The sequence below is a fragment of the Bacteroides zhangwenhongii genome (assembly GCF_009193325.2).
Taxonomy (GTDB): Bacteria; Bacteroidota; Bacteroidia; order Bacteroidales; family Bacteroidaceae; genus Bacteroides; species Bacteroides zhangwenhongii.
The window spans coordinates 2,201,668-2,224,166 of sequence record NZ_CP059856.1 but is presented as its reverse complement, the minus strand read 5'-3'; the positions used below and the strand labels follow the sequence as shown (position 1 = coordinate 2,224,166).

The window sequence follows — 22,499 nt, the reverse complement described above, 5'->3', positions numbered from 1 at the left end:
TTTATTTGGTTTGTAGGATTACGCTCTCAAAGAGTTCCTGTTGGTAATGGGCAGCTTCTGAGTATTCAAGAATATCTGCCTTGTTTTTCCATGCAAGCCGTTGATTGTCCGGTAGGAAGATACGGTCATTCTTTCCTATGATGGCTTTTTGCCATACGAAGTCAGAAGGCGGTAATGACAAGTATTGTTGTTGTATGGCGGCTAGTTCTTCCTTGAGTTCATCGGCCGGACGTTGCGGAGCTACTGTTTGAAATACTTTGTATTCGGCTGCCGAACCGCACATCCTTCTTTGAAACTTTTGCAGTGTTTGTTCGGTCAATCCTTGCAGTGTTCCTTCGAATATAGCGGGTTCAATCCCTTTCGTTTCGTGTATGGGATAGGGAGTTCCATTGATAGCGATACTATGCGAGATGGGCAGAGACGGGTATTGTTTCATGAGTTGAGAAGCTACCCATATCCCCATCGACCATGCGATGAGACGGATTTCGGAATACTCTTGTAATAAGTCGGTATCGAACTCCAAAGAACGATAGTCATAACAAACCATCCAATCAGTATCTGTCGGGCGGATTTGCAGGAAAGGAGTTTCATCCATTCCCCAGCCTGCGAAGAAAAGCAAGAGGCGCTTGGAGTTATTCTTTATGATAAAATGTTGTTTCATCCGTTAATCAAGGCTATAAGTTGGTCGATTTCATGTTCTGTGATGTCCGCTGTCAATGAGAAGCGGATACGGGAAGTTCCTTCGGGCACGGTAGGCGGACGGACAGGCAATGCGTAGAATCCTTTACGTTGGAGTTCTTCCGCTTGCAGTATGGCATCTTCGCTCGCTCCTATAATCATGGGGACAATGTGGCTTACTGAAGGGCAATGGTATCCTTTGTCGGTAAGTGCTTTTAGTTTCTCACTGATGCGCAGGAGGTGGGTTCGCTTATATTGAAGAGCGGAGAGATGTTGCAATACCCATGCTGTCCATTGAATATTGACAGGTGGAAGGGCAGTGGTGAATATAAAGGTACGCATCTTGTTAATCAGGTATTCCCGAATAACCTGGCGGCAGACAATGTAAGCCCCTGCTGAGGCGATTGCCTTTCCGAACGTGCCTACCAGGAAATCTATATCGTTGATACAGTCTTGTTCTTCGGCACATCCTAATCCTTTTTCTCCTCGTACACCGAAGGCATGAGCTTCGTCTACATAAAGAAGAACATTGGAATAGCTCTTTTTCAATCGGACGAGAGCGCGAAGATCGGCTTCATCTCCATCCATACTGAAAATACTTTCGGTAACAATGATGATTTGTGCATAAAGATTGTGATTCTCGGAAACCAAACGTTGCAGTTGGGAGGCGTCATTGTGGCGATAACGGATACATTTGGCGGACGACAATCTGATTCCGTCTATCAGGCTGGCGTGCACCAGCTTATCGGCAAGAATCAGTGTTTGCGCATTGCTGACGGCAGGAAGAATCCCTGTATTGGCATGATAACCACTGTTGAATATGAGTGCGCTTTCTGTTCCGAACATAGTTGCCAGCTGTTGTTCCAATGCTTGATAATCGGAAAAGTTACCTGTCAGCAACCGGGAAGAAGAGGAAGTAGGCAGAAAAGTTCCGGGAGTCATCGTCTTTAAGAATTCCTCTCTTAATGATACATCATTAGCCAGTCCGAGATAATCATTGGAGGACAGATTCAACATCCGTTGTCCATTCAGAATAACCTCCCGTCCATCGTGAATCAATGGCGGGAGAGAACGGTAGTTTTTCTTTTCTTTGAGAACAAGCAGTTCTTGGTTGATAGAGTTTAATATCATTATTTATGATTTTGGGTAACTACTAATTTTGAATAACGTTGAGTAATCCGGAGGTCAGTTTACTTAGTTGTTCGGGAGTAATGATGAAAGGTGGCATCAGATAAACCAATTTACCGAATGGACGTACCCAAATACCCTCTTCTACAAATCGCTGTTGCAGGTATGCCATATTCACCGGACGCTGCATCTCAATTACTCCGATAGCGCCCAATACCCGTACATCGGCTACTTGCGGGAACTCCCGTGCAGGAGCCAGCTCTTCTTTGAGTTGGCTTTCGATTCGTTGCACATTCTTCTGCCAGCCGGATTCGAGCAGCAGGCGAACGGATGCGCAAGCCACCGCACAGGCAAGCGGATTACCCATGAAAGTGGGACCGTGCATGAAAGCTCCCGGTGCATGATTGGAAATGGTGTCTGCCACCCGATTGCTTGCCAGGACTGCGGAAAGTGTCATATATCCGCCGGTCAACGCTTTACCGATACACATAATATCGGGCTCTACTCCGGCGTGTTCCCAAGCAAAAAGTTTACCGGTACGTCCGAATCCTGTCGCTATCTCATCGAAAATCAGAAGAAGGCCATGCTTCCGGCAGAGTTTTTCCGCTTCACGCAAGTATTGCGGATGGTAGAACCACATACCGCCTGCCCCTTGCACGATCGGTTCAAGAATCAGTGCCGCCAACTCTCTGGAATGTTTTTCAATGGTTTCCCGTAAAGGGATGATATCTTCCGGATTCCATTCTCCATCAAAACGGGAAGCGGGGGACGGGACAAAATAACGTACAGGCAATGCCGAACCGAAAAGACTGTGCATCCCCGTCACCGGATCGCAAACGGACATGGCATTCCATGTATCTCCGTGATAACCGGAACGGATGGTCACGAAATTATTCTTTTCGGGCTGTCCTGCTGCATACCAATATTGTACGGCCATCTTCAAGGCCACTTCTACGGCTACCGAGCCGGAGTCCGCATAGAATATCTTTTGCATGGACGGAGGTACTAAAGGTAACAGCAATTTTCCCAGTTCGATGGCGGGGTCGTGTGTCAGACCACCGAACATGACATGGGACATCTTGTCTAATTGTTCCTTTGCCGCTTGGTTCAGTACGGGATGGTTGTATCCGTGTACGGCGCACCACCATGAAGACATTCCTTCAATCAACACCCGTCCGTTTTCGAGAGTGATGGTTGCGCCGTTCGCCCGTTTTACTTTGTAAACAGGGAGCGGATCGGTTGTGGAAGTATATGGATGCCAAAGATGTTCACGGTCAAATTGGGAGCTGGCAAAATGATAACCTTCTTCTTGAATCATTTTCTTGTCCTCCGATACTTTAGAACCGAGTGTGGTAAGCAAGTCGCCTACGATAGCCGAGTTGATACCGATATGCAGTGCCTTGTGCATAGCTTCGGGAGAGAGTTGCGAGCGTCCGCCGGCAAAACGGAGAAAAGCCGTCGGATTGATGAAACGGAACAGGGCGATTGTCCGGAGAATTTCTTCTTCGCTCAAAGGCCTTTCGTTTTCCAATGGTGTTCCGGGAATCGGGCTTAGCAGATTTATGGGGATGGATTGGACATTCAGTTCCTTCAGAATAAAAGCGAATTCAATCCGTTGTTCCATCGTTTCTCCCATGCCGATGATGCCTCCGCAGCAGATATCCATTCCTACACGGCGGGCGGCGGCAAGTGTGGCAAGTTTTTGCTCTTGTGTGTGGGTGGAACAAAGTTGAGGAAAATAAGAAGGAGCAGTTTCCAGATTGCAATGATAACGGGTAATTCCCGCTTCGTGCAGGGAATGCAGTTCTTCTTCATTAAGTAGTCCCAATGAGGCGCAAAGTTGGATAGACGAATGTTGCCGCATATGGCGGACTGTGTTGCAAAGTTGGGTAATCTGTTTGGGAGAGGGTTTCCGTCCGCTGGTGACGAGGGAGAAACGGTTGATGTCCTGGGCTTCATTATACTGTGCCTGTCGGAGACATTCTTCAGCGGGGAGGAGGTCATAAACTTCGGCTTGCGTCTTGTAGTGGGAGGATTGTGCGCACCATTTACAATTTTCAGGGCATCTGCCAGATTTAGCGTTGATGATGGAACACAGGTCGAACTCGTGCGAAGCACGCGCGACGGTAATCTCATGTGCGGCGGCGTAAAGCGCCTCGCTGTCGGCCATGTTGGCCAGCCAAGCGGCTTGCTCGGGCGATATATCAATGCCTGCCAGCACTTGGTCTTTAATTTCTTGAAGTGTCATAAATGTATGATAAGGGATAGTTTGTGCAGCATTCTGCTTACGAAGGGCAACATCGACTACATTGGTATGCAGATGCCCGATACATACTTCGCGTCCTAAGCTCGCAAAAGCGGCATAGTTCTTTCTTCCCCAATAGCGGAAACGGGAAAGAAGGGCACGTGTGGTCTGTATGTGGCGTTGTTGCTTCATTGATTTTTTATTTTTGTTCTTTTAAAACGGGGCAAATGTACAAAGATTCTTTGGATAAGCAAGCAAGTTGCCTATTTCTAATACTCCCGCTTTGTTTTCTTTTTCCTGTATTCTTTGCGCAGGTGGAAGTTGAAACCGGCATATACCTGGAGAGTGCCGAACCCATTGTCCAAGGAGAAATTGTTGCGATGATAGTTATAGTTCTTTCCGACGAATGAAGTGCCGACGAAATATTTTCCATTATTATAGACAACGCCTGCCCGGAGCAGGAAATCCAGATTGAACTTACTATACCATGCTTTCCCTTCCTGCGTTTCCGCGTCCACATCGGAGGCCTTGTAAGCAATGGCGGGAGTGAGCGACAGACAAGCCAGACAGTTGCGTGCGAATACCCAGTTGTAAGCATAGCCGAAACTGATGTTGGCGTTGGTGTATTTTATCTTGTTGACTTTCATGCCGGGATTCATTCTCTCCTGAATATATGCCGGAAGTTGCTGGTAGTCAAAGTCGAGATTGTGCTTTGAGATGGAGAACCCGGCTATGAATGTTCCTGCATTGCGCCGTTGGTTGGTGGACTGGCTGAACGCGGCCGGATAAGAAAACTTCCGGTTGTTGAATATATAGTATAAGTTCAGTCCTTTGATGTCTACTTTCAAGCCGCTGAAATCTTCGGAGTAGTCGGAAGGTATTTCATCATAGAAACCTCTGATCTTGTGAATTTTATAATTGTTTCCCGTGCGGCGGTAGAAGATGTCCACGCCTAATTTGGAACTATACAGGCTCAAATCAAACTCTGTCCCTTTGTTTTTCCGGTTTGTTTTGCGGTAAATATCATCAATGTCGACAGACCATCCTAAGAAGATCCATCTCCAACCGAAATACAATCCTATCTTGTTGTGGGGATTGGGAGAGAAGCTAAGTTTCTGCGGTTGAGGAAATTCACTGGTGACCGAGTAATACTCAAAGTTGCTGAAATGCGTAGCCATCAATGCGTAGTTATAGCGGTTGGGGCTGATGTAGAGCGTGTCGAAATCACTGAAATTCATAAATTTCTTAATCGCTCTCTTGAAGGCACTTGGCTTGGGGGTGGTGACAGAATCTTCCTGTATGCTGTCGTTTACGATTATACCCGCCTTTTCAGACTGTGCCTGCAAGGAGAACGACACTAACAAAGAGATATATAAAACAAGCTGTCTTACCATACGGTTCCTTATAACTGTTGGGAATGTCTTTTGTTTCACGAATGTACGACCTTTCATTGATTTATGCTAGTAATCTTCTAAAAAATGTTTTGTTTCCTAAACAATAAACTTCTATGTACTGTTAGTATAACTCGCAAATATATTTAAAGTCACAGAAAATTATGAGAATCTATTTACGTTTATTAGCAGTGTTTCTTTTGCTTTTTGCAGGAAACATATTGTATGCGGAAGCGCAACAGGAAAAACGCGTGACGGGTACGGTCATCTCTGAGGGGGAACCTCTGCCCGGTGTCTCTGTACAATTGAAAGGAGCTTCCTCCGGAACTATTACCGATATTGATGGAAACTATTCTATTGAGGCTCCCGGTTCCGGAACTTTGGTGTTCCGTTTTGTAGGAATGCGCACGGTGGAACAACCGGTCAACAACCGGAGTGTGATTAATATTACGCTGGAGGCGGAAAGTAAGGAGTTGGATGAGGTTATGGTAGTCGCTTACGCTACCGCAAAGAAATATAGCTTTACCGGAGCTGCTTCGACCATGAAAGCAGGGGAAATTGAGAAGTTGCAGACTTCCAGTGTATCCCGTGTATTGGAAGGTACGGTGTCCGGTGTGCAGGCAAGTGCGGCAAGCGGTCAGCCGGGAACGGATGCGGAAATCCGTATTCGTGGTATCGGCTCTATCAATGCCTCCAGTGCTCCGCTTTATGTGGTGGACGGTGTGCCGTTTGACGGTAGCGTCAATGCTATCAACCCGGACGATATCGCTTCGATGACTGTGTTGAAAGATGCGGCTTCGGCTGCTCTGTATGGTTCACGTGGTGCTAATGGAGTGATTATCATCACTACCAAGCAAGGAGAACAGAACTCGAAAGCAACGGTGAAAGTGAAGGCTTCGTTAGGAGGTTCCAATCGAGCCGTTCGTGATTATGATCGTGTCAGTACCAATCAATATTTTGAATTGTATTGGGAAGCACTCCGTAACCGGTATGCCGGAAGTCCGGATTATACTCCGGCGACCGCCGCAGCGCAGGCTTCCAAAGATTTGGTTACCAAATTGATGGGAGGCGGTCCCAACCCTTATGGTCCGCAATATGCGCAACCGGTGGGCACGGATGGCAAATTGGTGGAGGGCGCACGTCCGTTATGGGATTCCGATTGGAGCGATGCTATGGAGCAACAGGCACTCCGTACGGAACTGAACCTGAGTGTTTCCGGTGGTGGTAAAGCCAATCAGTATTTCTTCTCTGCCGGCTATCTGAATGATAAAGGAATTGCGCTTGAATCCGGCTATCAGCGTTTCAATATCCGCTCCAACGTTACCAGTGAAATGACTTCCTGGTTGAAAGGGGGTGTCAATCTGAGTTTTGCCCATTCCATGCAGAATTATCCGGTTTCTTCCGACTCTAAAGTCAGTAACGTGATAACTGCCGGACGTACCATGCCGGGTTTTTATCCGATTTATGAGATGAATACCGACGGCAGTTATAAATTGGATGAGAACGGAGACCGTATCTATGATTTCGGCTCTTACCGTCCTTCCGGTTCGATGGCGAACTGGAACTTGCCTGCTACGCTGCCTTTGGATAAGTCGGAGCGTATGAAAGATGAAATTTCCGGCCGTACCTTTCTGGAAGCTACGATTATCGAGGGATTGAAGTTTAAGACAAGTTTCAATTTCGATTTGATAAACTATAATACTTTGGATTATACGAATCCCAAGATCGGTCCGGCTAAGGAGAACGGGGGAAGTGTCAGTCGGATGAATACCCGTACTTTCTCTTGGACGTGGAATAATATTGCTACGTATGACAAGACGATTGGGGAACATCATTTCAATGTTCTTGCCGGTATTGAGGCGTATTCGTATCGTTACGATGAACTGACTGCGTCACGTTCAAAGATGGCGCAACCTGATATGCCGGAACTGGTAGTCGGCTCTCAGTTGACAGGAGGATCGGGATATCGCATTGATTATGCATTGGTAGGGTATCTCACGCAATTGTTATATGATTATCGGAACAAATACTTCTTCTCGGCTTCTTACCGCCGTGACGGTTCTTCACGCTTTGCACCGGAAACCCGTTGGGGTAATTTCTGGTCGTTGGGTACTTCCTGGCGTGTAGACCGGGAAGAGTTTATGGCAAGTACTTCCGACTGGCTTTCCGCACTGACTTTGAAAATGAGCTACGGTGCGCAGGGAAATGATAACTTGGGTACGTATTACGCAAGTAAGGGACTTTATTCCATCGTTTCCAATTTGGGAGAGAATGCGTTGGTATCCGACCGTATGGCAACCCCTAATCTGAAATGGGAAACGAATCTGAACTTTAATTTGGGAATGGATTTCTCACTGTTCAATAACCGTTTCTCCGGTTCGTTCGATTTCTTTACACGCCGTTCAAAAGATTTGCTTTATTCCCGTCCGATCGCTCCCTCTTTGGGATATGGTTTTATTGACGAGAATGTGGGAGCTTTAAAGAATACAGGTATCGAATTGGTGCTTAACGGAACGGTTATCAATCAGAACGGCTGGGTTTGGAAGCTGGGTATGAACCTGACTCACTATAAGAATAAGGTAACGGAACTTCCATTGAAAGATATGCCGCAGAGTGGAGTAAACAAACTTCAGGTAGGTCGCTCGGTATATGATTTCTATATGAAAGAGTGGGCGGGCGTAGATCCGGACAATGGAAAGCCGTTGTGGTATGCAGATGAACTGGACGCTGATGATAATCCGACGGGCAAACGTGTGACAACGAGTGATTATGCTTCAGCCGATTATTATTATGTCAATAAATCCTCGCTTCCTAAAGTGTATGGCGGGTTCAATACGTCGCTTTCCTGGAAAGGGTTCGACTTGTCTGCTATTTTTGCTTATAGTATCGGAGGGTATATCTACAATCGTGATATAACGATGATTCTACATAACGGTAGCCTGGAAGGACGTGCCTGGTCGACTGAAATCCTAAGACGTTGGACACCGGACAACCGCTACACGGACGTGCCTGCTCTAAGTACGACTTCCAATAACTGGAACTCGGCGTCCACTCGGTTCTTGCAGAATAATTCTTATATGCGGCTGAAAAACCTGACGCTCTCTTACAACCTGCCCAAACCGTGGATCAGTAAGCTGGCATTGAGCAGTGTGCAGGTGTATGTGCAAGGAGATAATTTATTTACCATTCACAAGAATCAAGGATTGGACCCCGAACAGGGAATTACCGGAATTACCTATTATCGTTATCCGGCTATGCGGACTATCTCCGGAGGTATTAACATTGCTTTCTAAATCAGACTAAATTATGAGAAAAATAAAAATACAATCTATTTTGGCAGCCATTGCCGGACTTCTTCTGGCAACGAGTTGCAGTAGCAGTTTCCTGGATACAGATCCCACAGATGCGGTGAGTTCCGAGAAAGTGCCTGTGCCCGAAAATGCGGAGGCGCTTGTGAACGGTGCCTGGTATAATCTGTTTGACTATTCGAGTACTTATGCCAATATCGGTTATCGTGCGCTTCAGTGTTTGGATGACATGATGGCAAGTGATGTCGTTTCCCGTCCGAAATACGGTTTCAATTCTTCGTATCAGTTCGATGACATTGCTATATCTTCAAACAGCAGAACGGAATTTGCCTGGTATCTGATGTATAAAACGATAGATAACTGCAACACGGCTCTTTCCATTAAAGGGGATTCGGAAGAACTCCGGAAGGCTCAAGGGCAAGCGTTGGCCCTGCGTGCCTTTTGCTATCTGCACTTGGTGCAACATTATCAGTTCACGTATTTGAAAGATAAAGATGCGCCTTGCGTACCTATTTATACTGAGCCGAGCGATAACACTACCGTTCCGAAAGGGAAATCAACGGTAGCTCAAGTCTACCAACGTATTTTCGAGGATTTGGCTTTGGCGCAGGATTATTTGAAGAATTACGTTCGGAGCGGTGATAACCAGAAGTTCAAACCGGATCTGGCTGTGGTAAACGGACTTTTGGCCCGTGCCTATTTGCTGACCGGGCAGTGGGAGGAAGCTGCAAAGGCTGCCGCATCTGCTCGTAAGGACTATTCATTGATGACGACTACTGCCGAATATGAGGGATTCAATAATATCTCCAATCAAGAGTGGATATGGGGATTTCCTCAAATCCCTTCTCAATCGGATGCGAGTTATAATTTTTACTATTTGGATGCGACATACGTCGGAGCTTACAGTAGTTTCATGGCCGATCCTCATTTGAAAGATACTTTTGTTGAAGGTGACATCCGTTTGCCTTTGTTTCAGTGGATGCGCGAAGGATATCTGGGATATAAAAAGTTCCATATGCGTGCGGACGATACAGCTGATTTGGTGTTGATGCGTGCTGCTGAGATGTATCTGATAGAAGCCGAAGCGAATGTCCGCGACGGTATGGAATTATCTCAGGCTGTGATTCCTTTGAATACGTTGCGCAATGCTCGCGGGGTAGTGGATTATGATGTGGCGGGAAAATCACAGGAAGATGTGATTAATGAAATCTTGATGGAACGTCGTCGAGAACTTTGGGGAGAAGGCTTTGGGATTACGGACATACTCCGCACTCAGAAAGCTGTAGAACGTACTGCTTTATCAGAAGAAATGCAGAAAACAGAAGTAGACTGTTGGCAAGAAGGAGGTGGATTCGCCAAACGGAATCCATTGGGACATTGGTTCCTCCGTTTCCCGGACGCTACACCATTTACAGCAAATAGTACTTATTATCTGTATGCCATTCCGCAAAAAGAAATAAATGCTAATCCTAACTTATAAATAGCTCTCTTAATTTTTTGACTTTAACCTTAACTTGTAGACCGGTATACGTCGCGATGATGCATACCGGTCGTTTTTGCATTAATTCTGAAAAAAATGTCTTATCGGGATACTATGTGCGGAATATTTGTACCTTTGTGAACAGATATCTCTTAAAAATAGAATATACATATTAAATAAACTCAGTACGCATGAAAACGAAACACGTAATTACAATATTGATGGTTATCATCTCCGGTTTGGGAATCGTATCTTGTGATGATGATAATGAACGTTTCTTCCTTTATCAGATAGATGAAGTCGTTTTTCCCGATCAAGCTATTAGTAGTACTGCCATAAACATAGTAGGTGGCGGTAGTGTCGGAATCACAGGAGGAAAAGCTCCTTATACAGCTGAAATAGAAGATGAACAAATAGCTACGGTGAAGGTCGATGAGGATAGGGTAAGAATATCTTCCGTAAAACTGGGAACGACTAGTCTTATAGTGAAAGATGCGGATGGGTTGACCGTTAAGATTGGAGTTAAAGTGGTGGAATTTGTACAAAGATTTATGAGTAATGCCGTATACGTGAAGATTGAAGGTGAAAATGTTAATGATGCAAACAAAGAGACATTAGAAGAATTAGAGGCTCAAGTCATTGCCGATGGCTTTTTAAAAGCTACCGGATATGTGAGGTTTGTGTATAACACTAAAGATGGCGGTGAAATGACATTGCTTGCGGAAAATACAGCTGGTGCTAAAATAATAACTGCTCCTTTTGAAAAAGTAATTAAGCGGATAGGTGAAAAATCATATTCTGCATTTTTAGTAAACTATGAAGATAGGACACATGAGTTTTACTTAACTGCTCCCGAAAGGCCGGAACCGGATACCCGTTCATTGGGACCTATGCCATGCTGGTTGGTGGAAGATGTGACGGAAATATATAAAGCACAGTATTCGGAACTAGGTTTGACTTCTGTCCGCCGAGTCTGTATTGGTAGCTTAAGCCGTTAAATATCGGCTATAAAGATTCACATCTTATAAAATAAAGTGCCCCTCAAAAGTTCGGATTATAACTTCTGAGGGGCATTTTATTGGGCTTGTTACAATTTTAAAGAAACACTATGGTTGCCAATCAATTTTCTTTTTCTTCAAATTGGGTAGAAAGAAGGTTACTAATCCCAATAGCGGCATATAAGCACAAATATTATATACGTATTCAATGCTCGTTTTATCTGCTAAATTACCGAGAACGGCAGAGGCTACACCGGCCACTCCGAAAGCAAATCCAAAGAACAGACCTGATATCAGTCCGAGCTTGGTCGGAAGCAATTCCTGTGCATAAAGTAATATAGCCGGAAAAGCGGAAGAAAGCATTAATCCCACGCAGAAACTAAGAATAACAGTCCACATCAGATTGGCGTGCGGCATGAGTAAACTGAATGGGGCGGCTCCCAGAATAGAAGCCCAAATTACATACTTACGACCGATACGGTCACCGACGGGACCTCCGATTAGCGTTCCGATGGCAGTAGCAACTAGAAAAATGAATAGATACAATTGTGATTCCTGTACTGTAACATTGAATTTGTGAATCAGATAAAACGTATAATAACTGGTCAGACTTGCCATATAGATGTATTTCGAGAAGATCAGTATTAATAAGATACCGATAGAAATAGCAGTTTTATCCATAGGTAGGGGAAGAAGAACCGGTTTTCTTACGCTGACGGTTTGTGCCTTCATTCGGTTCAGATAAGATTTATACCATTTGCAGATCGGATACATGACCACGATAGCTGCAACGGCCACAAATGCAAATATGAAAAGATGTTGTCGTCCATAAGGTGCAACCAGCAAAGCTACCAATAACGGCCCTAATGAGCCTCCGAAATTACCGCCTACCTGGAACAGTGATTGTGCGAGTCCGCGTTTTCCGCCGGAAGCAAGGAAGGTGATACGGGAAGCTTCCGGATGAAGTACCGAAGAGCCGATTCCGATTAAGAACACAGATAATAGTATCCAATAGAGATTGTTGGAAAATGCTAAGTTCACTAAACCTACCATTGTGAAACTCATTCCGATAGGCAGCGACCATGCAACGGGATATTTATCGAAAATGATTCCGGTAATTGGCTGGAATACCGAAGCTGAAAGCTGATAGACCAATGTGATAAAACCGATTTGTGCAAAACTCAGTCCTAAATCATCTTTAAATAGCGGATAAGCTGCTGAAACAACAGATTGTAAAAGGTCATTGAGACAATGTGAGAGACTTAATGCTATTAAAATGGAGAACGTAATTTTCCCTACGGGTTGTTCTTGATTTTGTACCATAATACCTATTATCTATTGAAATGTTCCTGAAAAATTGACCGCAAAGGTACATAAACTTTTGCAAAGTAAAGAGAAATATGAGTTTTAAGACTAAGGATTGTAAATTGTGGTTAATTCATTTTTCATTGGCTGAACTATTCTTTGTACCTACTGTTGTTACCTAAAAAAGGAGGATTATATGGGCTTTATTTGGTATATCATTATTGGTATTGTGGCTGGATTTCTTGCTGGTAAAATAATGCGTGGCGGAGGTTTTGGTCTTATCATAAATCTATTGCTTGGTATTCTTGGAGGTGTGTTAGGTGGTTGGGTGTTTGCACTTTTCGGTCTTGCGGCTTCCGGATTGATTGGAAGTCTGATTACTTCCACAGTAGGTGCTGTCCTGGTGTTATGGATTGCTTCGTTGTTCTCGAAATCTCGATGAGTAGTAGTATTTTATATAATTTATTAATCTAAAAAACGAACTTAATTATGGAATGTAGACATGGTAATTTCTGGATTGGACTCGGAATCGGGTCGATTCTAGGTGCGGTAGCTTATCGCCTCTCACGTACCGCAAAAGCAAAACAATTGGAGAATGACATTTATGATGCGATTCATCGTATAGGTCGTGATGCGGAAGCGGCAGCAGCTTGTGCTGAAAAAAAAGCAATGAATTTGGGAGTTAAAGCTGTGGAAACCGGAGCTGACATCGCCAATAAAGTAGCGGAGGAAGCTGATAAGGTAGCTGGTAAGGTAAAGGATAAATGGGAAAAATAAAAAAATCAGAATTGGTAGTCGACTTCATTTTAAGTTGATTACCAATTTTTTATGATGGGCAACTGCTGTCTGTATAAATTGAATATTAGTTGTGTGTCCGTGCACACTTTACACGTTTCATCTTTCTTATCAGTCTTTTCTGAGGGTAAAACTCCCTTTTTTTGATACTTCTCTTTCCTTTGGAATATACTTTTTATTAATTATTCTGTTGTATTTCTTATGTTTAACAACATGAATGTATTTCTTTGTTTCTTGTTAAATGCTTGAATATTAGTGGTATATCTTCTTTGCTGTGTAATAGTGTGTGCGCACACACTATTGCATAATTCAATAATTCATTTTACTTTTGTCAGCGAAAAACAAGATACTTCTTACTATATGGATAAAGAATTCTCAAATATTCGTATTGTAGACATCGCTAAAATGGCTGGTGTCTCTGTCGGTACGGTAGACCGGGTTATTCATAATCGTGGACGGGTATCTGAGGAAAACAGAAAGAAAGTACAAGCTATTTTAGAGATGGTTCACTACCAGCCCAATCTTATGGCGCGGTCATTAGCCTCTAAAAAACAGTATCATTTTGTTGCCATTATTCCGTCTTTTACTCAAGGAGAATACTGGGAAGCTATTTCAGAAGGTATTGACAAAGTAGCTGCGGAAATGGAAACATATAATATAACTATTACCAAGCTTTTTTTCGACCAATATAACAACAAAACTTTTGATGATATCACCCGTAATTTATTGGATGAGAAGGTGGATGGGGTGTTAATAGCCACATTGTTTACTGATTCTGTGATTCGTCTTTCGCAGGAGTTGGACAGAAACGAGATTCCTTATGTTTATGTCGATTCTAATATTGAAGGGCAACATCAATTGGCTTATTTCGGTACGGAATCATACGATGCGGGAGTCATTGCAGCCCGATTGCTGACGGATCGGCTTTCGCCCACCTCAGATATTTTGATGGCACGGATTGTTCATAGTGGTAAGAACGATTCCAATCAGGGTAAGAACCGTAGAGATGGATTTTGTCATTATCTGAAGGAGGTAGGATTCTCCGGAAAGTTGCATGAAGTGGAATTGAAAATCAGTGATTCGGTATATAATTTTGCCAAGCTCAATGAAATATTCGAGTTAAATCCTGGTATAAAAGGGGCTATTATATTCAACTCCACCTGCTACATTTTGGGAAATTACTTGAAGGCGAGAGAGATGCAAGCGGTAAAACTGGTAGGTTACGACCTTATCGAGAGAAATACCCAATTACTCTCCGAAGGTGTTATTACTGCACTGATTGCACAGCGTCCTGAAAGACAGGGGTATGAAGGAATCAAGTCGCTATGCAATTATTTGTTATTCAAGCAAAAATCGGAAAAGGTGAACTTAATGCCGATTGATATTCTCTTGAGAGAGAATCTGAAGTATTATCTGAACAATAAACTATAAACATATAAATTTTTAGAACCATGAATGAATTATTTAACGTAAAAGGCAAAGTAGTTGTAATTACCGGTGGAGCCGGAATCTTAGGTAAAGGTATTGCTGCATATCTTGCAAAAGAAGGTGCAAAAGTAGTGGTACTCGACAGAAGTGAAGAAGCTGGAAAAGCATTGGTAGAAAGTATCAAGGCAGAAGGAAACGAAGCTATGTTCCTTTATACGGATGTAATGGACAAAGAAGTTCTGGAAGGCAACAAAGTGGAAATAATGAAAGCGTATGGACGCATTGATGTTTTGTTGAATGCTGCCGGTGGTAATATGGCAGGTGCTACAATCGCACCGGACAAGACATTCTTTGACTTGCAGATTGACGCATTCAAGAAAGTAGTGGATTTGAATCTGTTCGGTACAGTATTGCCTACAATGGTATTTGCTGAAGTCATGGTTGAACAGAAAAAGGGTTCTATCGTAAACTTCTGTTCTGAATCGGCTCTTCGTCCGTTGACCCGTGTGGTAGGTTACGGTGCAGCGAAAGCAGCGATCGCTAACTTCACCAAATACATGGCTGGTGAACTGGCTTTGAAATTCGGTAATGGTCTGCGTGTAAACGCTATCGCTCCCGGATTCTTCCTGACAGAACAGAACAGAACATTGTTGACGAATCCGGATGGTTCACTGACTGACCGTTCTAAGACTATTCTTGCGCATACTCCGTTCAATCGTTTCGGTGAACCGGAAGACCTTTACGGAACCATTCATTATCTGATTAGTGATGCCTCTAACTTCGTAACAGGTACAGTAGCTGTTATCGATGGTGGATTTGACGCATTCTCAATCTAATTTTAACTTTCAATTTTTTATTTAGCAATATGTATTTATGTGAACAAACTTGGCGCTGGTACGGTCCTAATGATCCGGTGAGCTTATGGGATATTAAGCAAGCAGGCGCTACCGGTATAGTAAATGCCCTTCATCATATTCCGAATGGCGAAGTATGGACTGTAGAAGAAATCATGAAGCGCAAGCAGATGATTGAAGAAGTAGGACTTACATGGTCTGTTGTAGAGAGTGTACCCGTACACGAACATATCAAGACGCAGACCGGCGATTTCATGAAGTATATTGAGAATTACAAGGAAAGTATCCGTAATCTGGCAAAATGTGGAGTAATGGTAGTTACCTACAACTTTATGCCTGTATTGGACTGGACACGTACGGACCTTGCCTATACAATGCCGGACGGCTCTAAAGCACTCCGTTTTGAAAAGGCGGCTTTCATAGCTTTCGATCTTTTCATCTTGAAACGTCCGAATGCGGAAAAAGACTACACTCCGGAAGAAATAGCTAAGGCTAAAGCCCGTTTCGAGCAAATGAGCGAGGATGATAAGAAACTGCTGGTTCGCAATATGATTGCCGGATTGCCCGGTTCGGAAGAAAGTTTCACAGTGGAACAGTTCCAGGAAGCTTTGGACCGTTATAATGATATTGATGCAGAAAAACTTCGTTCCAACTTGATTTTCTTCTTGAAAGAAATTGCCCCTGTTGCCGATGAAGTGGGAGTGAAGCTGGTGATTCATCCGGATGATCCTCCTTATACAATTTTAGGATTGCCGCGTATTCTGAGTACGGAAGAAGATTTCAGAAAACTGATTGAAGCCGTACCTAATGAGTCCAACGGTCTTTGTTTGTGTACAGGCTCTTTCGGTGTGCGTGCCGATAATGACCTTGCAGGTATGATGGAACGTTTTGGCGACCGTGTGAACTTCGTACACTTGCGCAGTACGCAGCGTGATGAGGAAGGCAACTTCTACGAAGCCAACCACTTGGAAGGAAACGTAGATATGTACAACGTAATGAAGGCTTTTATTCTTTTGCAACAGCGTCGTAAATGCTCTATCGCTATGCGTCCCGACCACGGACATCAGATGATTGATGACTTGAAAAAGAAAACAAATCCTGGATATTCATGCTTAGGCCGCCTTCGCGGATTGGCGGAACTTCGTGGCTTGGAAATGGGTATCGCCAAGTCTATCCTCTAATCGAAGTACATAGTTAGCACTTTATTATCAAACACTACGGCTATTATTGACTGAAATAATAGTTGTAGTGTTTTTTATTTGCCTTCTTTCGCTTCTATCGTATCATCATAAGTTAATCCGTGAATAGCCGTTGTCCATTGTGTATAGTAATTGGGAGCAGGATGGATTGATTTTCCGGCTAAGCCATAAAATAGATAAAAAAGCATATGGATTGTTCGTGTAAAAATATTCATTATTAGAGAAAGACCTTACCTTTGTAAGGGATTGAACATTTTTATTTAATGGATTGAACATTTTTGCTCAAGTGAATAAACATTTTATAGATGATGGGATATAAAAGAGAACAATATTCAGAAGTGATGGCACGCATTAATGAACCTCGCGGAAAAATGCAGGTTATTGTTGGGCCACGCCAAGTGGGTAAGTCCACATTGATTGGTCAAGTCCTTGAAGTCTGCAATATGCCTTATGACAGTTATTCGGCTGATGATGTCGTAGGTGCATCTGCAGACTGGCTGGCAGGTGTATGGCAGACAGCTCGTATGCGTATGGACATACGTGGGGAAGGGAAACACCTATTGGTGGTAGACGAAATACAAAAGATAAACAACTGGAGCGAGACTGTAAAGGCTGAATGGGACAGAGATACCCGTGAAAAACGTGAGCTCATAGTCGTATTATTGGGGGCATCACGCATGTTAATCGAAAAGGGACTCACCGAATCATTGGCCGGCAGATATGAGCTAATTCGGTTGACACATTGGACTTTCCCTGAAATGAGAGAATGCTTCGGTTGGAATCTCTATCAATATGTCTATTTTGGTGGGTATCCGGGCGCAGCATCTTATATCACCGATGAGCGTCGTTGGCGAAACTACGTCAAAGACTCTTTGGTTGAACCATCCATCTCGAAGGATGTGCTGATGGATACAAAAATCATGAAGCCACAACTACTCCGCCAACTGTTTGAACTCGGTAGTAGTTATAGTGGCGAGCTACTGTCTCTTACCAAAGTGGCCGCTCAGCTTCAAGATGTAGGCAATGTCACTACGCTGGCTGGTTACCTCCATCTTTTGGATGAATGTGGTTTGCTGTGTGGTTTACAGAAATATGCTGAAGACGATGCTCGCAAATACAACTCAATTCCTAAATTTCAAGTCCATAACAACGCTTTGCGCAACGTGTATGCTGATAAGGACTTCACGGAAATGGCTGAAGATCCTAAAGCTTGGGGGCGTTATGTAGAATCAGCAGTTGGTGCCTATATTGTAAGTCAGGCACAGATTTGTGATTACAAGGCTTATTACTGGCGTGATAGCCACGACGAAGTTGACTTTGTACTTCATAGAAGAGGCAAGACAATCGCCATCGAGGTTAAAAGCGGAAGACGAACCACCAACAATGGCTTGCCTAAATTTGAAAAAGCTTACCATCCGTATAGGGCCTTTGTGGTCGGTTCCGGAGGCTTATCCTTTGAAGAGTTCCTATCAATGGATTTGAATTTACTCTTCAAGTAGGCGTATAACAAAAATTTGCCCATTCAAAAAAAAGAAAGAGACTTACCTGTCATCGGGTAGGTCTCTCGTTTTCCTCCTACTCGATTTTGTTTTTTTTTATCGGTTGGGGAATGAGTGGAGCGAATAAATCTCCCACATATGTATCTTTATCGGCTTTCTTTGCTTTTCTTGCTTTTTTCGGTTCGGGAATGATAAGCAAAGCTATTTGTGCGCAAGCTTCAGCGTCTGCCAATGCGTGGTGATGGTTGGTCAGGTCATATCCGCACCGGGCGGCTACTGTGTGTAATTGATGATTCGGGAGTTCTTTTCCAAACACTTTTCTTGAAGTGCGGCAGGTGCAATAGAATTTATATGGAGGATAAGTCATTCCATATAGTTCATGAACCGCACGGAGGCAACCCTCATCAAAAGGACTGTTGTGAGCTACAAGTGGCAGACCGTCTATCAGCGGTTTGATTTCCGCCCATACTTCTGGAAAATCATCCGCTTCTATCGTGTCATCGTACGTGAGTCCGTGGACAGCTGTCGTCCATTGGGTATAGTAGTTGGGGGCAGGACGAATCAAACGATAGATTTTGTTTATAATCTTTCCTTCCTTTACAATGACAACACCAACACTGCATACGCTAGTACGTTTGCCGTTGGCTGTTTCAAAGTCGATAGCTGCAAAATTCCTCATTTATTTTTTTATTTTGAGATACAAATGTATGAATTAGAATTTATTCTCTCTATATTTGTTTGCAAAATATATCCATGTATACAGAATATCAGCCTTCTCATTTACTTGTTCCCTATATTGATAACTATTGGGAGTTTAAGGGTAATCCGGATTATGGTATGCGCATCCATATTCTGCCGGATGGTTGTACCGATTTTATATTTACGCTGGGAGAGGTGGCTAATGCTGTTGAAGAAGGAAGTCTGATGATGCAACCCTATCGTTCCTATTTTGTAGGACCTATGACAAAATATTCGGAACTCGTCACTTATGCAGAATCGGTTCATATGTTTGGCGTTCGTTTTTTACCTTGCGGGCTCTCTTGTTTTACAAACCTGCCTCTGCATGAGTTTGTGAATAGTAGAATCAATGCCAATGAGATGAAGGCTGTTTTTGATGATACTTTTATTGAAAGATTGTGTGAGCAGAAGCATATTGCAGATCGAATACGAGTAGTGGAGGAATATTTGCTGGCATATTTGGCTCGCCATTATCAGCCTGCCGATTCGCACGTCGCTATGGCAGTGAACATGATTAATCATTCCGGAGGAAAACGTTCAGTTCGCAGCCTGATGGATGACGTCTGTTTGTGTCAGCGTCATTTTGAGAGGAAGTTCAAGCATTATACCGGATTTACTCCTAAAGAATACAGCCGTATTGTCAAATTTAAGAATGCTGTGGAATTATTGAGAACCACGATATCAGCCAACCTGTTGACTACGGCGGTTGATGCAGGATATTATGATTTAGCGCATTTTTCAAAAGAGATTAAGTCGATGTCCGGCAATACTCCTGCGTCTTTTCTTTCCCTTACAGTTCCGCAAGAAACCACACTTACTTATATCGAGCCACAAAGATAGATAGGTAAAAGTCGCTTTTTTACAATAGAATGGGCAGATATGCCGTTACCTTTGCAGGGTTAATAAAAAACAATCAGCTTATGACCACAAAAACAATGAAAGAGAAAGCAACAGAATTGTTGCAGAGATGTGAAGTAGTTACCCTTGCTTCTGTGAATAAAGAAGGTTATCCCCGCCCTGTACCGATGAGCAAAATCCTGGCAGAAGGAATTTCCACTATCTGGATGTCTACCGGAGCAGATTCATTAAAAACAATTGATTTCTTATCGAATCCGAAAGCGGGATTATGTTTTCAGGATAAAGGAGACAGCGTAGCGTTAACGGGGACAGTGGAAGTTGTAACTGACGAAAAGATGAAGCAGGAACTTTGGCAGGACTGGTTTATCGATCATTTTCCCGGTGGCCCCACTGATCCCGGCTATGTCTTGTTGAAATTTGAATCGAATCACGCAACTTATTGGATTGAAGGAACATTCATCCATAAGAAACTCGACTAATTCTACTCGGAAAGATAAGGAATAGCGGATTTAACGAGGCTGTTCTCGAACAGCCTCGTAATTCATTTAGAATTCAAATTTTTCCAATTTCATTTCAGCCAATTTCTGAATGATACCTACATATTGAGCGAAATGAGGAGATTTTTCGTGTGCTGTTAATACTTCGGCATTCTGCCAAGTTTCGCAAATCATGAAAACGTCAGGACGCGTGTTGCTTACGAAAGTATCATAAGCAATACATCCTTCTTCTTTTAAAGAGCAGGCAGTCAGTTCTTTTGCTGCTTTTATCGCTTCTTCGCGGTTGGATTCGTTTACACGAACAAAAACATTTAATCTGATCATAGTTTTTTTTATTAAATAGTTAGAATTTACTTTATCACGTTCTTGTGAATAAATCACGGGCAAAGATAACATTTTTGTGTATTTCCTAATTGTTTGTTCTTCAAAATTTACTACTCTTTGTCTGACGGCAAAGACGATAATAACATATTCCAAGCCTTTATCCCCATGAGATAAGGAAATTCTTGTGTCTGAGTGATTCTGACATTAACTTCCGGCAGTACACAATTGCCGATTCGAATATTAAACAGATGCACAGTGAGACTGTCGTTTACTGCATTCTCCTTTAGTTGCCTTATGGTTTCTTCTCCGCCTATTTCTTCGGTTGTCAGTACTCCCGCTTCATGCCATGCTAATACACCTTGCGGAGAGACAGTGAATTCACTATCTTCATCTGATAGTTGAAAACTGGTTTTACTACCGTTCACTATGACAGATACAAATTTTCCTTTATCAGTAATTTCCATAGGAAGTTCGAGCGTCTTATCTTTTCCCTGAAAGGTATATACAGGGTGTTTATTCGATTCAATAGCCCGTATTTCCGACATAACTTTCGCTGTTTTTATTTTCTCTCGATATTCTCTTATACGTCCGTTACGAGATTTGCATCTGAAGAGTATCAGCAGACATAGAAATAAAATGAATATGAGTACAGAGACTAAGTAATCTTTGCATTTTTTTCGGAGTCTATTTAGAGAGGAAGAAGATTTTCTCATTGTTGTTGCTTTTAAATCACCCGATGCCGCAACACCAGATATGAAAGGCTTATTTCCCATAAGCCTCAACTGTTAGTTCAAGCAAAGATAAATAATATCTCTATTACTAACCATGTTTTTGCTTAAAACTTAATGGTTGTATCGCATAAAGTTATACCTTTGTATGCGATAGATTAATCGTCTGACTATAGTGTACTTTTCGTCTGACTGTAGTTTAATTTTCGTCTAACTATAGTCAGACGAAAAAGTAACTATAGTCAGACGATTAATTTTATGTATAGTTAGGACTAAATCCTCGTATTGAAGAGATTAAATGTTAGTCAAAAGGAGTATAAATACATAAACCTAATAAAACGAAGATACTTATGAGTGCAAAGTATGATTTATATGAGACACCGGACGTTCAGAATACAGGAGAACAACAACCTCTTCATGCCCGCATTGTCCCAAGCGGAACCTACTCGAAAAAAGAGTTTCTGGAACATGTGTCTCACTCTTCCCAAACATTTAATTATAATGTGATAGATGCAGTGGTAGGAATTGTGATCGATGAACTTGCCGAAGCTTTATCAGAAGGATATGTTGTAGAACTTGGCGAACTCGGGCATTTCAGCATCTCTTTGAAATGTACGCATAAAGTAATGGCTAAACGGGAGATTCGTGCCGAATCAATCTGTTTTGATAACGTGCATTTGCGTACTTCCAAAGAGTTCAAAAGGAAGATTAAGCGTGAGATAGAGTTGGAACGTGTGGACAAATCCAAACATTCTTCTCAAAAAGTGGAATTTTCTATGGAGCAACGTCAACAGCTTTTACAGGAATTTCTGAAGAAAAATGGTGGTATTACCCGATTGGAATATAGTCGCCTGACCGGACTTTCCCGGCTGAAAGCAATAGATGATTTGAATACTTTCATTGAGAAAGGGATTCTTCGTAAACGTGGAGCTGGAAGAACCGTGTTTTATGTCTGGCAACAAGAGTAATGACAATCAATTCAAAGATTTCTTCTTGTTATTGCTAACAATTTTGTACCTTTGTTTGTCTATAGAAAAAACAGTTTA

20 protein-coding genes and 1 pseudogene are annotated in these 22,499 nt (G+C 42.9%); 12 read left to right on the top strand and 9 right to left on the bottom strand.

Annotation, left to right across the window (positions count from 1 at the left end; all coding sequences use genetic code 11):
- Position 1 precedes the first annotated feature (1 nt).
- The 4 genes from GD630_RS09060 to GD630_RS09045 form a co-directional block, all read right to left on the bottom strand.
- Complete coding sequence (locus GD630_RS09060; protein ID WP_143866408.1) at positions 2-661, bottom strand: DUF452 family protein; 660 nt, start codon at positions 659-661, stop codon at positions 2-4.
- The gene (locus GD630_RS09055) at positions 658-1,809 is read right to left on the bottom strand and encodes an 8-amino-7-oxononanoate synthase (protein WP_143866406.1); all 1,152 of its coding nucleotides are present in this window, start codon (positions 1,807-1,809) and stop codon (positions 658-660) included. The genes GD630_RS09060 and GD630_RS09055 overlap by 4 nt, the downstream gene beginning before the upstream one ends.
- A 22-nt stretch (positions 1,810-1,831) precedes the next feature.
- Positions 1,832-4,243, bottom strand: coding sequence for an adenosylmethionine--8-amino-7-oxononanoate transaminase (gene bioA / locus GD630_RS09050; protein WP_143866404.1), 2,412 nt, complete (start codon positions 4,241-4,243; stop codon positions 1,832-1,834).
- A 77-nt stretch (positions 4,244-4,320) separates the two neighbouring features.
- The gene (locus tag GD630_RS09045) at positions 4,321-5,445 is read right to left on the bottom strand and encodes a DUF4421 domain-containing protein (protein ID WP_143866587.1); all 1,125 of its coding nucleotides are present in this window, start codon (positions 5,443-5,445) and stop codon (positions 4,321-4,323) included.
- Positions 5,446-5,606: 161 nt separating this feature from the next.
- On the opposite strand from GD630_RS09045, the gene GD630_RS09040 reads away from it, so the two are divergent.
- From GD630_RS09040 to GD630_RS09030, 3 genes are all read left to right on the top strand, one after another.
- Entirely contained in the window at positions 5,607-8,735 is a 3,129-nt protein-coding gene (locus GD630_RS09040) for a SusC/RagA family TonB-linked outer membrane protein (protein WP_143866402.1), read from the top strand.
- A gap of 13 nt (positions 8,736-8,748) precedes the next feature.
- Complete coding sequence (locus GD630_RS09035) at positions 8,749-10,230, top strand: RagB/SusD family nutrient uptake outer membrane protein (protein WP_143866400.1); 1,482 nt, start codon at positions 8,749-8,751, stop codon at positions 10,228-10,230.
- A gap of 191 nt (positions 10,231-10,421) precedes the next feature.
- Positions 10,422-11,228 (top strand): hypothetical protein, encoded by an 807-nt coding sequence (locus tag GD630_RS09030; RefSeq protein WP_143866398.1) that lies wholly within the window; start codon positions 10,422-10,424, stop codon positions 11,226-11,228.
- Between the two features lie 108 nt (positions 11,229-11,336).
- On the opposite strand, the gene GD630_RS09025 is transcribed toward GD630_RS09030, so the two are convergent.
- Positions 11,337-12,551 (bottom strand): MFS transporter, encoded by a 1,215-nt coding sequence (locus GD630_RS09025; protein WP_022276561.1) that lies wholly within the window; start codon positions 12,549-12,551, stop codon positions 11,337-11,339.
- Positions 12,552-12,729: 178 nt separating this feature from the next.
- Between GD630_RS09025 and GD630_RS09020 the strand changes: the two genes are divergently transcribed.
- From GD630_RS09020 to uxuA, 5 genes are all read left to right on the top strand, one after another.
- Positions 12,730-12,975, top strand: coding sequence for a GlsB/YeaQ/YmgE family stress response membrane protein (locus tag GD630_RS09020; protein WP_007757769.1), 246 nt, complete (start codon positions 12,730-12,732; stop codon positions 12,973-12,975).
- Positions 12,976-13,022: 47 nt separating this feature from the next.
- Complete coding sequence (locus tag GD630_RS09015) at positions 13,023-13,310, top strand: YtxH domain-containing protein (protein ID WP_143866396.1); 288 nt, start codon at positions 13,023-13,025, stop codon at positions 13,308-13,310.
- A 378-nt stretch (positions 13,311-13,688) separates the two neighbouring features.
- On the top strand, positions 13,689-14,759 hold the full coding sequence (locus GD630_RS09010; protein WP_017142435.1) for a LacI family DNA-binding transcriptional regulator: 1,071 nt from the start codon (positions 13,689-13,691) through the stop codon (positions 14,757-14,759).
- A gap of 20 nt (positions 14,760-14,779) precedes the next feature.
- Entirely contained in the window at positions 14,780-15,592 is an 813-nt protein-coding gene (locus GD630_RS09005) for an SDR family oxidoreductase (protein ID WP_007766118.1), read from the top strand.
- A 29-nt stretch (positions 15,593-15,621) separates the two neighbouring features.
- Complete coding sequence (gene uxuA, locus GD630_RS09000; RefSeq protein WP_007757757.1) at positions 15,622-16,791, top strand: mannonate dehydratase; 1,170 nt, start codon at positions 15,622-15,624, stop codon at positions 16,789-16,791.
- An 83-nt stretch (positions 16,792-16,874) separates the two neighbouring features.
- On the opposite strand, the pseudogene GD630_RS08995 reads toward uxuA, so the two are convergent.
- Positions 16,875-16,958, bottom strand: a pseudogene (locus tag GD630_RS08995) (DNA polymerase III subunit epsilon); the annotation flags it as partial.
- Between the two features lie 156 nt (positions 16,959-17,114).
- Between GD630_RS08995 and GD630_RS08990 the strand changes: the two are divergent.
- On the top strand, positions 17,115-18,308 hold the full coding sequence (locus tag GD630_RS08990; RefSeq protein WP_143866393.1) for an ATP-binding protein: 1,194 nt from the start codon (positions 17,115-17,117) through the stop codon (positions 18,306-18,308).
- 76 nt (positions 18,309-18,384) lie between these two features.
- Here the strand turns inward: GD630_RS08990 and GD630_RS08985 are convergent, their stop codons facing one another.
- On the bottom strand, positions 18,385-18,987 hold the full coding sequence (locus tag GD630_RS08985; RefSeq protein WP_143866391.1) for a 3'-5' exonuclease: 603 nt from the start codon (positions 18,985-18,987) through the stop codon (positions 18,385-18,387).
- A gap of 74 nt (positions 18,988-19,061) precedes the next feature.
- Here GD630_RS08985 and GD630_RS08980 point away from each other — a divergent pair, with 74 nt between their 5' ends.
- Together GD630_RS08980 and GD630_RS08975 are read left to right on the top strand one after the other, a co-directional pair.
- A complete protein-coding gene (locus GD630_RS08980) occupies positions 19,062-19,886 on the top strand; it encodes a helix-turn-helix domain-containing protein (RefSeq protein ID WP_143866389.1) in 825 nt (274 codons plus the stop codon).
- Between the two features lie 80 nt (positions 19,887-19,966).
- Positions 19,967-20,383 carry a pyridoxamine 5'-phosphate oxidase family protein gene (locus tag GD630_RS08975; protein ID WP_143866387.1) on the top strand — a complete coding sequence of 139 codons (417 nt, stop codon included), beginning with the start codon at positions 19,967-19,969 and terminating at the stop codon, positions 20,381-20,383.
- Between the two features lie 66 nt (positions 20,384-20,449).
- Here the strand turns inward: GD630_RS08975 and GD630_RS08970 are convergent, their stop codons facing one another.
- Together GD630_RS08970 and GD630_RS08965 are read right to left on the bottom strand one after the other, a co-directional pair.
- A complete protein-coding gene (locus tag GD630_RS08970) occupies positions 20,450-20,725 on the bottom strand; it encodes a putative quinol monooxygenase (protein ID WP_143866385.1) in 276 nt (91 codons plus the stop codon).
- A gap of 110 nt (positions 20,726-20,835) precedes the next feature.
- Positions 20,836-21,270, bottom strand: a complete 435-nt coding sequence (locus tag GD630_RS08965) for a hypothetical protein (RefSeq protein WP_143866383.1) — start codon at positions 21,268-21,270, stop codon at positions 20,836-20,838.
- A gap of 533 nt (positions 21,271-21,803) precedes the next feature.
- Between GD630_RS08965 and GD630_RS08960 the strand changes: the two genes are divergently transcribed.
- Positions 21,804-22,421 carry an HU family DNA-binding protein gene (locus GD630_RS08960; protein ID WP_143866381.1) on the top strand — a complete coding sequence of 206 codons (618 nt, stop codon included), beginning with the start codon at positions 21,804-21,806 and terminating at the stop codon, positions 22,419-22,421.
- Positions 22,422-22,499 lie beyond the last annotated feature (78 nt).